General features: G+C 70.3%; 8 protein-coding genes. All 8 read left to right on the forward strand.

What is annotated here, in order from left to right; genetic code table 11:
* The first annotated feature begins 103 nt into the window (after positions 1 to 103).
* The 8 genes from ACRRRO_RS16350 (at position 104) to ACRRRO_RS16385 (ending at position 13782) form a co-directional block, all read left to right on the forward strand.
* Entirely contained in the window at positions 104 to 2758 is a 2655-nt protein-coding gene (locus tag ACRRRO_RS16350; protein WP_434080588.1) for an Ig-like domain-containing protein, read from the forward strand.
* The gene (locus ACRRRO_RS16355) at positions 2661 to 6368 is read left to right on the forward strand and encodes an Ig-like domain-containing protein (RefSeq protein ID WP_434081597.1); all 3708 of its coding nucleotides are present in this window, start codon (positions 2661 to 2663) and stop codon (positions 6366 to 6368) included. The genes ACRRRO_RS16350 and ACRRRO_RS16355 overlap by 98 nt, the downstream gene beginning before the upstream one ends.
* A 39-nt stretch (positions 6369 to 6407) precedes the next feature.
* Positions 6408 to 7394 carry an AAA family ATPase gene (locus tag ACRRRO_RS16360; RefSeq protein ID WP_424786192.1) on the forward strand — a complete coding sequence of 329 codons (987 nt, stop codon included), beginning with the start codon at positions 6408 to 6410 and terminating at the stop codon, positions 7392 to 7394.
* Positions 7395 to 7400: 6 nt separating this feature from the next.
* Positions 7401 to 8645: a DUF58 domain-containing protein gene (locus ACRRRO_RS16365; RefSeq protein ID WP_424795982.1), complete on the forward strand. Its 1245-nt coding sequence runs from the start codon at positions 7401 to 7403 to the stop codon at positions 8643 to 8645.
* Positions 8642 to 10945: a transglutaminaseTgpA domain-containing protein gene (locus tag ACRRRO_RS16370; protein WP_424795983.1), complete on the forward strand. Its 2304-nt coding sequence runs from the start codon at positions 8642 to 8644 to the stop codon at positions 10943 to 10945. The genes ACRRRO_RS16365 and ACRRRO_RS16370 overlap by 4 nt, the downstream gene beginning before the upstream one ends.
* A 26-nt stretch (positions 10946 to 10971) precedes the next feature.
* Positions 10972 to 11643 (forward strand): lactate racemase domain-containing protein, encoded by a 672-nt coding sequence (locus tag ACRRRO_RS16375; protein ID WP_434080589.1) that lies wholly within the window; start codon positions 10972 to 10974, stop codon positions 11641 to 11643.
* Complete coding sequence (locus ACRRRO_RS16380) at positions 11571 to 12284, forward strand: hypothetical protein (protein WP_434080590.1); 714 nt, start codon at positions 11571 to 11573, stop codon at positions 12282 to 12284. Before ACRRRO_RS16375 ends, ACRRRO_RS16380 begins: the two co-directional genes overlap by 73 nt.
* Positions 12285 to 12411: 127 nt before the next feature.
* Positions 12412 to 13782 carry an FHA domain-containing protein gene (locus ACRRRO_RS16385; RefSeq protein ID WP_424795985.1) on the forward strand — a complete coding sequence of 457 codons (1371 nt, stop codon included), beginning with the start codon at positions 12412 to 12414 and terminating at the stop codon, positions 13780 to 13782.
* Positions 13783 to 13960 lie beyond the last annotated feature (178 nt).

The raw sequence follows: 13960 nt of genomic DNA on the forward strand, positions 1-13960 counted from the left end.
GGACGGGGTGTGGCCCCCGTCAGTTGTGCCGGGGGAACCGGGGAGGAGTCTGGGAGTGCGGGCACGCACGACGATACGCCGCCGCAGGATCGCAAGTGCGACCGTGGTGTCCCTCGTGCTCGGTACCGTGGTGGCCCTGAGCCTGAACTACGAGGGCGTGGCCACCGCTGATGTCGAACTGAACGACGGCGGCGTGTGGGTCTCCAACAGCACCGAACTGGCCATGGGCCGGCTGAACTACCCGGTCCAGCAGATCGACGCCTCCCTGGCGGCGACGAGCCAGAACATCGACCTGCTGCAACGTCACGACGTGGTGTTCATGCGCGACCTGGCCTCGGGCACCATCCAGCGGGTCGACACCGCGCAGGTCGCGACCTCCGGGCCGGCTACACAACTGCCCGCGAACGCCGACGTGGCCATGGGCGAGGGCACCGTGGGGGTGTTGAACTCCCGTAGCGGTGAATACCACGTGCTCGGTCTGGACGAACTCGGCGTGCTCGATGAGGGCACCGCCCCGCCGCTGGCGGACCTGGGAGCCCAGGCCGCCCACGTCGTGGCCGACGACGGAACCGCCTTCGGCCTGAACGGCCTGAGCGGGGAACTGCTCACCGTGAGCCCCGAACTGCGGGCTGAGCGGAGCGCGGCGGCAGAGTCGATCACCGACGACGGTGCGACGGACGCGGACTCCGGCGGAACCGGTGCGCAGAACTCCGAGCCCGACGATACCGACGCCGCCGGCGAGGACGCCAACACGGACGCACAACAGGAGGACGGCGAAGGTGAGGAGGTGGATCTCGAGGCCCTGGAGCCCGAGATCAGCCAACTCGAGGAGGCCTACTTCGATGCGAGCGTCCAGACCCAGATGACCGCCGTGGGCACCACCCCGGTGGTGCTCAGTATGCGCCAGGAGGGCCCGGACGCACCGGTCGAGGCTGTGCTTGTGCAACCACGGGAGAACGTCCTGGACCTGTCCGGGTTGGACGTGGATCTGGCCTCGGCGCGGTTGCAGGCGGCCAGTCCAGACGGGAACTCGGTGGCGATCGCCACCACTGACGCCCTGATCGAGGTCCCGCTGCGTGGCGGCGAACCCGTGGTGTGGAAGGTGCAGACGCCGGGGGAGCCGGTTCAGCCGGTGCAGGTGAGCGGCTGCCTGCACGGGGCCTGGACCGGGTCCGCGCCGCTGCACCTGCGCACCTGCCGCGGCGCCGACCCGGTCGAACAGGCGATCCCCTCCGCCGGCGCCGGTGCGGACCTGGTGTTCCGGGTGAACCGGCAGCTCGCGGTGCTCAACGACATGCGTAATGGTGACTCCTGGATGCTGGAGGACACCCTGATCCTGGTGGACAACTGGGAGGACATCACCCCGCCCCAGGATCAGCAGGAGGAGGAAGAGGAGTCCCTGCAGGAGATCCGTGACGAGGTCCCCTTGGACAGGGAGGCGGAGAACCGCGACCCGAACGCCGAGCCGGACTCCTTCGGAGTGCGCGCAGGGCGCACCGTGATGCTCCCGGTTCTGGACAACGACTCCGATCCCGACGGCGACCTGCTCACCGTCTCCGAGTTCGAGGATGTGCCGGAGAGTTTCGGTACCGTGGAGCACGTGCTGGGCGGACGCGCCCTGCAGATCCACGTCGCCGCGGAAGCCAGCGGCCAGCACCGCTTCTCGTACACCGCCGATGACGGCCGTGGGGGCACCGATAGCGCTCAGGTGAGCCTGGACGTGGTGCCGCCGGGACAGAACTCGCCGCCCGAGCAACTGCGCGACATCGGCGCCGAGGTGGTCGCCGGCGAGTCCGTCGAGGTCAACATCATGAACGATGTGCGCGACCCCGACGGCGATCCGATGTACGTGATCGGTGCCGAGGCGCCGGAGAGCCTGGAGGTGATCACCTCTCCGAACGGGCTGACCAGCATCACCGATCGTGGCATCGAGGTGGGCCTGAAGCAGATCGTGGTGCTCGTGGGGGACGGCACCGATATCGGTGAGGTGCTCATCGACATCGAGGTGCTCCCGGACGGGCCCTACCCGCCGACCGCGGTGTTCGACTTCGCCACGGCGTTCGTCGGGGAGACGATCACGGTGGAGCCGCTGGTCAATGACATCGACCCGAACGGCCGCCCGCTGCGCCTGTCGCACGTGGAGCAGGTGCCGAACGCACAGATCGTCACCGACAACGATGCCGGCACGTTCACCTTCACGTCCGACATCGCCGACGACTACTACATGACGTACATCGTGGCCGATGACGACGGCAGTTCGGCCACCGGGTTGGTGCGCGTCAGCGTCGTCGGCCAGGACGAGGGGGCACCGCCGGTTGCGGTGGCCGACACCGCACTCCTGCCGCCGGGTGGCTCGGTGCTGGTGGATGTGCTGGAGAATGACTCCGACCCGGCCGGCGGGGTGCTGGCGGTGCAGCAGATCGACGTGCCGCCCGGACTCGGGCTGCACGTGGCGATCGTGGACCACCGGCTGCTGCGCATCTCTTCCAACCAGACCCTGTCCGAGCCGGTCACCCTGACCTACACCGTCTCCAACGGGGACCAGAGCGCCGTCGGTGAGGGTGCAGGTGCTGCCCCTGGTGCACGCCGAGGCCGCCCGGCCCCCGATCGCGGTGCGCGATTCGGCCCGGGTTCGGGTGGGGGACTACGTCACCATCCCGGTGCTGGCCAACGACTCCCACCCCAACGGGCTGGAGTTCTCCCTCGACACCGACCTGGTGGAGGAACCGGAGGCCGGGCTGATGTTCGTGGCCGGTGACGTGGTCCGGTACATGGCCCCTGACACCCCGCAGACCGTGACCGGGGTCTACCGCATCACCGACGAGAACGGACAGTCCCACTCGGCGCCGATCACGGTCAATGTGGTCGCCAGTGGGGACGAGTCGAACTCCCCGCCGGTACCGGAGGACGTGGTCTCCCGTGCCTTCGCCGGTGAACGGGTGCGGATCCCGATCAACACCCACGGCATCGATCCCGACGGTGACTCGGTTCGGGTGCTCGGTGTGGAGTCCTCCCCGGAATTGGGTCGCATCGTGGAGCAGGGTCCGGGGTACCTGGACTATCAGCCCTACACCGACTCCCGTGGCACCGATGAGTTCCGCTACACCGTCCAGGACCGTCTCGGCGCGGTCGCCGCCGCCAGCATCACGGTCGGGGTGATCAATCCCCCGGACCGGAACCGGCCCCCGGTCGCCGTGCCCGACGAGGTGACGGTGCGCCCGGACCGTGAGGTCCAGGTGGACGTGCTCGCCAATGACACCGACCCGGACGGGGACCGGCTGGTCTTCGGCGACCCCTCGATCGCCGACGACGGGGGCCTGGCCGACGTCGGCATCCGGGACGCCACCGTGCTGTTCACGTCCCCGAGCGAGCCCGGCACCTATCTGATCCAGTATCTCGTGAGCGACCGCAACGGCGGGGAGGACGTGGGCACCCTGTCGATCACCGTGGACCCGGACGCGGATCCGCAGCCACCGGTCGCGGTGGATGACCAGGTCCCCGCGGACGCGATCGCAGGCATGGAGACCATCACCGTCGGGGTGCTGGAGAACGACTACGACCCCGACGGCAGCGTCGACGCCCTGAGGTTGTCGGTTCCCGAGGGCAACCCCACCGCACGGCTGAGCGTCGACGGAAGGGAGTTGGAGGTGGATCTGACGCCGGAGCGCCAGGTCATCACCTACCAGATCACCGACGAGGACGAGTTGAGTTCCTACGCGTTCGTGGAGGTTCCGGGCCTGGAGGACACCGGCCCGGTGAAGCGCTCCGATGCTCCGCCGATCGAGGTCGACTCCGGTGACCGGATCGAGATCCCCCTGGATGATCATGTGACCTCGATGTCCGGGGACCCGGTGCAGTTGACCGACTTCTCCCTGGTTCGTGCCACCAACTCCGACGGCTCCGAACTGGTGGTCGATGAACAGACCCTGGCCTACACCTCCGCGGAGGGGTACCACGGGCCGGCCACGATCACCTTCGAGGTCACCGACGCCCTCGACCTGAACGTGGACGGGCTGCGCAGTTCGGTGATCACCCTGGACATCACGGTGCACTCGGTCGAGAACGTGGCGCCCCAGATGCGTCCCGGTTCCCTGGAACTGGAAGCGGGCGGGGACCCCGGCAGCCTGAACCTGCAGCGCCTGGCGGAGGACCCCGACGGCGAGGTGCACCTGCTCACCTACGAGATCGTCTCGGTCCCGGCCGGGTTCGACGCCTCGATCGACGACGCGAACATCCTCACCGCCTCCGCCGGCAACGACACCACCCCCGGCACCGAGGAGGTCATGGAGGTGGAGGTGACCGATCCCGAGGGCGCCTCGGTGACCGGCGAGATCACCCTGACCGCCACCGCCAGCAACCGGCCGCTGATCGTAGCCAATGACGACGACGCCGGGGAGGTGCACCAGGGCGAGAGCGTGACCGTCGATGTGCTCGCCAACGACTCCAACCCGTTCCCGGGGGAGGCGCGCACGCTGTTGTTCGCCACCACCGAAGCCGGTGTGGCCGACGTGTCCGTCAGTGGCGACAACGTCACCTTCACCCCCGGGTCCGACTACGTGGGCCGGCTCTCCATCGTCTACACCGTCGTGGATGTGACCGGCGACCCGGACCGCCAGGTCCAGGCCCGGGTGAGCGCTGCGGTGATCGGGGCGCCGGAGGCCCCGGCGCCGCCCAGAGTGGAGTCGGTGGGCAACCAGCAGGCGCAACTGTCCTGGAGCCCGCCGACCGACAACGGCTCACCGATCACCGGGTACCGGGTGGAGGGCGGCGGAGTCTCCCAGATGTGCGGGTCGACCACCTGCACCATCACGGGGCTGACGAACGGCACCGTGTACAACTTCACCGTGATTGCCATCAACGCGGTCGGGGAGTCCCCGGCCAGCGGTGCTTCCGGTGACGCCCGCCCGGACGTCAAGCCCGATGCGCCCGGGGCGCCGACCGTGGAGTTCGGTGACACCGAGCTGACGTTGAACTGGAACCAGCCGAACAACGAAGGCACCCCGATTACGCACTACGACGTGCGGATCTCACCCGGCGGGGGCGGTAGCGATCAGGTGAGCGTGACCGGCACCGGCCACACCTGGACCGGACTGACCAACGGTCAGGCCTACACCTTCCAGGTGCGCGCGGTGAACGAGGCCCCTGACCCGGGGGACTGGAGCGCCTGGTCGGCCGCGGAGATCCCCTCCGGACCGCCCTTCCAGCCGGACGCGCCGCGCGCCACCCGTGTGGACATCGCTGCCGGCGGGCAACTGCAGGTCAGCTGGACCGAGCCGAACACCAACGGTGACTCCATCGACGCCTACCACCTGTACATGTACAAGGACGGTGTGGCGCAGCCGGTGATCACCGTCGGGGGCAGCACCCGGCAGCGGACCGTGAACGTCGAGAACGCCCACGACTACACCTTCGCCGTGGTGGCGCAGAACCGTGCGGGGGAGTCCGAGGCGTCGCCGCAGTCGACCCCGGTGCGCTCCTTCGGCGCACCCGGCCGCACGCAGGGGGTCAGCGCCTCCGCGGACGGGGAGAACGGCCGGGCGACCATCTCCTACACCGCCCCCAACGACAACGGGCAACCGATCTCCCGCTATGAGTACCGCCTCAACGGCGGCAGCGTGCAGGCCCTGCCGTCCGGCGGCCGGATCAGCGGCCTGAACAACGGCAGCAGCTACACCGCGCAGGTGCGTGCCTGCAACACCTACTGCGGGCAGTGGAGTGCCTCCTCCAACTCCTTCACCCCCTACGGGCCGCCGGTGGCGGGGTCGGTGAGTTCTGACGTCGATGAGCGGCGGGTGAGTTTCTCCTGGCGCTCCCCGTCCGGTAACGGCGCGAGCATCGAGCGCTCGGAGTACCGCACCCGCAGCGGCAGCAGCGGCTGGACCTCCTGGCAGCGCGGCACACCCACAGACAGCACCTCCCTGCGCGGGGACTGGGAGGAGACGCACCGGATCGAGGTCCGCTGGGTGAACAACCACGGTCAGACCTCGCCGGTCGCGGCGGACTCCCGGCGCGCCGCGGACCGCCCGCCACCACCGGAACCGCCACCGGTACCCCGGGCCTGGGTCACCAAGGGCGACGCGCGGCCCTGCGACCGTGGTACGAACTGCCACACGTTCCGCCTGCACTGGTCGGACTGGCCCGCGGGGACCCATGACGTCAATGTGCGGGCCTCGGGCAGCCAGTGCGGTACCTTCGACACCTCCCAGCGGAACGGCCCCTACCGGATGTCCATGGGGGGCAACGGCAGCGCCATCATCACCCACCAGGGATACACACCCCCGCACTACGGCTCCAACTGCACCGCGACGGTGCGTCCCACGATCTCCGGGGCGCCGGGCAACGCCGTCATCGAGACGCGCAACTGGTAACTCCCCGAACCTGCACAGCCCCAGCAACCAGAGGACCTCATGACCGTCACTGACCACGCCACGATGACGCCGCAGCGCGCCACCTGGTTCGCCGAGACCTTCGAGCGCCTGGTGCAGAACGTCTCCGAGGCGATCCTGGGCAAGCACCACGTGGTCCGGTTGGCCTTCACGTGTCTGCTGTCCAACGGGCACCTGCTGCTGGAGGACTTCCCCGGCACCGGGAAGACCTCGCTGGCCCGGTCACTGGCGGCGACCGTGCAGTCGTCACACTCCCGGATCCAGTTCACCCCGGACCTGCTGCCCTCCGACGTGACCGGTGTGACCATCTATGACCAGGAGGCCAAGGAGTGGGACTTCCACAAGGGCCCGATCTTCGCCTCGGTGGTGCTGGCCGATGAGATCAACCGGGCCTCGCCCAAGACCCAGTCGGCGTTACTGGAGGTGATGGAGGAGGGCCGGATCACCGTGGACGGTGTCCCGCACGAGGTGGGCCGCCCGTTCATCGTGCTGGCAACCCAGAACCCTATCGAACAGGCCGGCACCTACCGGCTGCCCGAGGCCCAGCTCGACCGCTTCCTGATGCGTACCTCGCTGGGCTACCCCGATGCCGAGGCCACCACCCGGATCCTGGCCGGGTCGGCGGTGCGGGACCGAACCGCCTCCCTGACCCCGGTGATCACCGGCCCGGCCGTAGTGGACATGGCCGAACTGGCCGGCACGGTCTATGTGGACCCGGCGGTGCTGACCTACGTCACCGAACTCGTCGAGGCCACCCGCGCCGCTCCCGAGATCGCACTGGGCTCCAGTGTCCGGGGCGCTTTGGCACTGGTGCGGACCGCCAAGGTCTGGGCTGCCTCGCAGGGCCGCCACTACGTCATCCCCGATGACATCAAGGAGCTCACCGAACCGGTGCTGGCGCACCGGATGGTGTTGGACGCCGAGGCGGAGTTCGAGGGCGCCAGCGCCGCCGGTTCCCTGGCCCGGATCCTCACCGAGGTGAATCCTCCGGCGCAACGAGCCTCCTGATTCCTCGTGAGCACCACCCAGGCATCCACACCCGAGACCACCCGTTCGGTGACCCGGACGGTCACCCAACTGGTCGGTCAGGTGCGTCGCACCACACAGGCGTTGAGTTGGATCTCCCGCGCCGCGTGGGTGCTGCTCGCCCTCGGGGTGGTGGGTTTGGTGGCCGGGCGGATGCTCGGCTGGGTCGAACTGGTGGTGCTGGGCGCGGGTTTCACCGCGACGGTGATGGTGGCCGCGATCTTCGCGATCGGCCGCCACCCCTACGCCATCGGACTGCGCCTGCGCGAAGGCCGGGTGGTGGTGGGGGAGCGCGCCATGGGCGGGGTCGATGTGCGCAACGTCGGGGACCGGCCCGTGCTGCCGGCCCGCATCGAACTGCCGGTGGGCGGGAGCAGAGCCAGTTTCGCTCTGCCGGCCCTGGCCCCGGCGGAGGAGCACGATGAACTGTTCGTGATCCCCACCGCCCGGCGCGGCGTGATCACCGTGGGTCCGGTCTCCTCGGTTCGCGGTGACCCGCTCGGTCTGGTGCGCCGCTCGGTGCTGTGGACCGATCCGGAGGAACTCTACGTCCACCCCCGCACGGTCCGGATGGGCTCGTCCGCCGCAGGCTTCCTGCACGACCTGGAGGGCCAGGAGACCCGCGACGTCACCAACGCGGACCTGTCCTTCCACGCGCTGCGCGAGTACGGACCCGGGGATGACCGTCGATACGTGCACTGGCGTTCCTCGGCCAAAACCGGCACCTTGATGGTGCGCCAGTTCGAGGAGACCCGGCGCTCCCACATGGTGGTGGCGATGAGTTCCCAGGAACGTGACTACGGTGACCCGGAGGAGTTCGAACTGGTCATCTCCGCACTCGGTTCCCTGGGTCTGGAGGCCATCCACGCCTCGAAGGACCTGACCGCGATGGCCAGCCACGAGGTGATCTCGAGCACCACCACACGCAGACTCCTCGATGACCTGACCCGGCTGGAGGCGGTCCACAGCCCCAGCACGCTGGTGGACCTGGCTCGTGCCGTCACCCGGGACGTCCAGCGCGCCACGGTGGTGGTGCTGTTGTGCGGCTCCGAGGTGGGGCCGCGGGAGATCCGCGCCGCCGGTGCTGTCCTGCCCCTGGGCGTGCGGTCCCTGGCGATCCAGGCGCGGATCGGGGCCGAATCGACCGTGCGCCGGCTCGGACAGGTGACCACGCTGACCCTGGGCTCCCTGGAGGACCTGCCCCGGGGGTTCCGGAAGCTGGAGCGCGTGTGAGCGCCCCGGCACCGGCAGCGAGGCCGCCGGAGGGCTCACCGGTCCCCGCTTCGGGCCCGGCGGGCGGCGGGACCCGGCGCGACCGCGTCGGCCGCGGGTCCTGGTGGCCCGGAGCCGGCTGGTTCACCACCGAGCGTGTCCTGGCGATCGTGGTGCCGGTGCTGCTGATCGCGATGGCGTTGGCCCCCCTGGAACCGGTGTACCTGTCGGCGCGGCTCTTCCTCGTCGCCGGCGTCGCCCTGGTGCTCGGCACCACGATCGCGGTGCTCGGGGCGATGGTGCGCTGGCACACCCTGACCGTGCTCGCGGTGGCGCTGCCGACGTTCTTCGCCTTCGGCGGCCTGGTCGCCCCCGGCAGTGCGATCGGCGGGGTCATCCCCACTCCCACCACCTGGCAACTCATGGGCCGGGGCGTGGTGACCGTATGGAAACAGGTCCTGACCATCGCCCCGCCGCTGGGCAGCACCGGAGCGCTGCTGCTGCTGCCTTACCTGCTGGCGTTCGTTGGGTCCCTGGTCGCCGTGACGATCGCGCTACGGGCCCGGCACTACTCCCTGTCCCTGATCCTGCCGGGTGCGGTTCTGGTGGCCTCGATCCTGTTCGGCACCCGGCTCTCGGTGCTGCCCGGGGTGCTCGGGGTGGCCGGGGTGCTGATCAGCCTGACCTGGGTGGCCCAACGCGCCGGACGACTGGAACTGAATCGCGTGCTGGCGGTCTCGGTGGTGCTCGGGATGGCGGCGGTGGCCGGCACCGGTGCCTCCCTGGTGCTGACCCCCAGCCAGCCCCGAATGGTGTTGCGCGACTACGTCGAGCCACCGCCGGACCCGCACGACTACACCAGCCCCCTGGCCGCCTTCCGCTACTTCGTGGATGACCTGGGCGAGGAGACCCTGCTGCGGGCCACCGGTGTGCCGGCCGGCACACCGGCCCTGCGGCTGGCCACCATGGACTCCTACGACGGGATGGTCTGGGACGTCACGCCCGGGCAGACCCCGGCTACCGGGTCCTTCACCCGGACCGGGGACCGGATCACCGTGGAGGTCCCCGAGGACCCCGCCCGGATCCAGGTGGACGTCGACGCCCTCGGTGGGGTGTGGGTCCCCAATATCGGGATGAGCATCGACGTCACGTTCACCGGGCCCCGCGCGAGCGATCAGACCGAGGGCTTCTACTACAACACCGCCACCCACACGGGCCTGACCACGGCGGGACTGCGGGAGGGAGACTCCTACCAGCTGACGGCCCATCAGCCCGAGCCCGTCCAGGACCTGGAGACCACGCGTCTGGTGGCCGAGAGCCTCGCACTGCCCGAGCCCCGTCAGGTGCCCGACGTGGTCTCCTCACTGGCCACCCAGTTCGCCGACGGGTACACCGGGGACTACCCGCGGATCGAGGCGATCGCCTCGACCCTGTCCACCCAGGGCTTCTTCTCCCACGGCCTGGTCAACGAGGTGCCCTCCCGGCCCGGCCACGGGGCCGGGCGGATGCTGGACATGCTCGAGGCCGAGCAGATGGTGGGCGACCACGAGCAGTACGCCGCCGCGATGGCCCTGATGGTGCGGGCCTTGGGCTACCCCGCCAGGGTCGTCATGGGATTCGAGGTGGATCCCGCCGGCGGCACGGTGCAGGTTCGGGGCGAGGATGTCACCGCCTGGGTCGAGGTGCCCTTCGAGGGGCACGGCTGGTTGCCCTTCTACCCGACGCCGGATGAGGACCAGGTGCCCCAGGCCGAGGACCCCGACCCCCTGGACCACCCCCAGCCCCAGGTGCTGCAGCCGCCGGATCCCCCGCAGGAACCCCCGGACGTGCCACCGGAGGACCGCGACGACGCGGAGGTCCAGGACGAGACCACCGAGGATGAGCAGGAGCAGCGAACCTGGGCGCTGATCGCCGCCGTTGCGGCGATCCCCCTGTTGCTGCTGCTCAGTCCGTTCCTGATCATCGCTGCGGTCAAGGCCCGACGGCGACGGCGCCGGCGCACCGTCGGGACACCGGACCGGCGGATCGCCGGGGGGTGGACCGAGCTGGAGGATCAGGCGATCGACCTCGGATCCGGGCGCGCCGACGGGCTCACCCGCCGGGAGGCCGCTGCCGAGCTGGACGCCCGTTTCGAGGGCGCGGGCACCTCGGGGCTGGCCATCGCCGCCGACGCGGGTGTCTTCGGTCCGCGCCTGCCCGATGAGGAGGAGGCGGCCACGTTCTGGGTCGAGGTGCGGGCCGCCCGATCCCGGCTGCGCGGGAGCGTGGGGCGGCGAGCCAGGTTCCGTTCCCACTTCTCCCCGCGATCGCTTCGCCGCTGAGGTACCCGCGACGATAGGCTGGGCCCATGTGGTTCCATCACGAGGAACGTTGGGTCAGCGAGCAGACCATCAAGGACCTGTGCGTCGAACTGATCGACCAGGCTCGCAGCCGGCTGGGGATCGCGGACCTGCGCCGGGTGCTGCTGCTCCCGCCCGACATCACCCGGGCACACTCCGGCGTCGGCTGGATCACCGAGCACCTCTATCACCTGCTCACCGACGCCGGGGCGGACGTGCACCTGATCCCCACCCTGGGACAGCACGTGCCACACACCCCGGCGGACAACACCTTCATGTTCGGCTCCGTGCCGCATGAGCGCATCCACGTGCACGACTGGAAGGACGGGGTCACCCACCTCGGCACCGTGCCGGCCGAGAAGGTGGCCGAGTTCACTGGGGGGGCGGTGGCCTGGGATATCCCGATCGACGTCAACACCATGACCGTCACCGGGGACTGGGACCTGATCATCAACGTCGGACACGTGGTGCCGCACGAGGTGCTCGGGTTCGCCAACCACAACAAGAACTACTTCATCGGCCTCGGCGGGAAACGGCTGCTGGGTGCCTCCCACATGGCCTCGGCCGTCTACGGCATCGAGAACAACCTGGGCAATCGCTCACTCCGGTGCGCCAGGCGTTCAACTACGCCGAGGAGCGCTTCCTGTCCCACCTGCCCGACGTCTATCTGCAGGTGGTGATGGACTACGACTCCGACTCCACCCTGCGCCACACCGGCGTGTACGTGGGGGACGGGTTGGAGACCTACCTGGCCGCTGCCCGCGCCAGCACCGAGCAGAACATCATTCCCTTCGATGAGCCGGTGGACAAGATCGTCGCGGTGATGCAGGCCGATGAGTTCCGGGCCACCTGGGTGGCGAACAAGGCTGTGTACCGCACCCGGATGGCGATGGCCGACGGCGGTGAGCTCGTGGTCATCGCCCCCGGTGTCGAGCGGTTCGGCGAGCAACCCGAGGTCGATGCGCTGATCCGCAAGTACGGATACCTGAGTAAGGAGGAAGTGTTGGCCCACTACGCGGTGGAGGCGGACATGCAGGACATTCCGCACGGCACCGCCCACCTCGTGCACGGCTCACCCGAGGGCCGATTCACCATCACCTACGCCCCCGGCGGGCTGACCCGGGCCGAGATCGAGTCCGTCGGCTACCGGTACATGGACCCCGGCGAGGCGCTTCGCCGTTACGATCCCGAGATCATGACCGACGGCTGGAACACCATGGATGACGGCGAACGCGTCTTCTACATCTCCACCCCCTCGGCCGGGTTGTGGGCCACCCGCGAGCGGCTGGCCGCCCGGTCCGCGCACGAGCGACACCACTGAGACCGCCGTCATGAGCCAGCCCCTACCTGGCCGGGCCGTGCCGGCCCGGCCCGGACCGCAGGCACCCGGGCCACCTGGCCCGGGCGGGCAGGCGCCCGAGCCCGCGCCCTCGCCATGGTCCCCGAGTGTGCGGTCAGCGGTCTACCTGCCCCCGGACGCCCCGTCACGACCCGGGGCGTGGCACCTGCCGCAGGTGCGCGCTCAAGCGCTGCACGCGCTGATCGAGGACGTGGCCGGGTGGCCGCGCAACATCCACGGGCTGTTCGTGCTGCTGCTCGGCGTGGCCGGTGCGAGCACGCTGGTACTGGCGACCTCCGGAATGGCGCAGGGGGCGCTCTTCTGGCTCCTGGTCGCCACCGCCGCGGTGGCGCTGCTGGCGTGGGTGTTGTGGGGGCTGTGGCTGGAACGCAGCGGGTGGCGGGCCATCGCTGCGGCCGGCCGGTGGCACGCTGCCTACGTGCGCGGCACCGGAGCCAGTGGGCACGTCACCACTCCCTCGGTGCGGGATGTCTTCACCACCGCGATGGTCGTGCGGATCGCCGTGGCCCTCGGGCTACTTGCCGGCGCCGCTTGGACGCTGGCCTACGCGGCACCGGAGACCGGCGCCCGGTCCGGGCACCCGGGTGCCTACCTTGCGCTGGCAGCGGTACTGGCAATCGGCAGCCTGGCCGTGCTGGCCGGCCTCGTGGCGATGCTGGTGGCGCTGCGGCGTCGTCCCTCGGCCGAGGCCCGGGCTCGCGCACAGGGCCAGGACCGCACGCACGCCGCGCACCCGGGGCAGCCGCAGGTGTCTGCCGACGGTACCGGCGCCCCGCAGCCGGGCCACGCCGTCACGTTCGGTCCGCCGGACCAGACGCTCATGCCCACCGCACACCATCCCGGCCCGGCGGCGCAGCAGGTGCCCCCCGCTGCGCAGGACGTGCCGGGCGCACCGACCGCGCCCGGACAGCCGGTGCCCTCGGTGGGCTGGGCCCAGGAGCCCGGCCCACCGGCATCGCCGGCCCGCCCTGCTGCGCCACCGCAGCGTTCGGCAGGTGCGGGTGCCGCCCAGGGGACGGGGTACGCCCCGGAGGCCCCTGCCGGCGACGGGGAGGAGTTGGAGCGTACCCGCCTGGCTGCCCGGCTGGGCCCGGTCCCCTCGGAGTCACGCACCCGCGAACCCGGTGGTGTGGCCGTGGTGCTCCCGGACGGGCGGCACCTGCCCGGTGAGGCAACCACCCTGATCGGTCGTGATCCGCGGGCCCGGGAGGGCGAACAGGTGGAGGCGCTGCTGCGGGTGGCGGACCAGTCGGTCTCCAAGACCCATGTGCAGATGCGGATCAGCGGTGGCCGCGTCTCCGTGACCGACCGGGCCTCGACCAATGGCACCGTAATGGTGGGCCCGGACGGCACCCGGGTGGAACTTGAGCCGTGGCGGGAGACAGCGGTACGGGTCGGCTCCACGGTACGGATGGGCAGCACCGAGATCCTGGTCATGCTGCCCGAGGATGTCTCCTGACCGGCCCGCCATCGTCGACCGGAGTCACCGCGACGACGGGACCGGCCGGCTGCGCTAGAGTGGGCATCGTGAACCACCTCCTGCTCCTTCCTCGCCGCGACGAGGCCTGACCCGGCCGGATCCTCGTCGCGGGCGCTAGCGACCCCGGCTCGAAGGACAAGGACTGGGAAGGACGCAA

The sequence above is a fragment of the Sanguibacter sp. Z1732 genome (assembly GCF_051020515.1).
Classification (GTDB): domain Bacteria; phylum Actinomycetota; class Actinomycetes; order Actinomycetales; family Beutenbergiaceae; genus CALKWS01.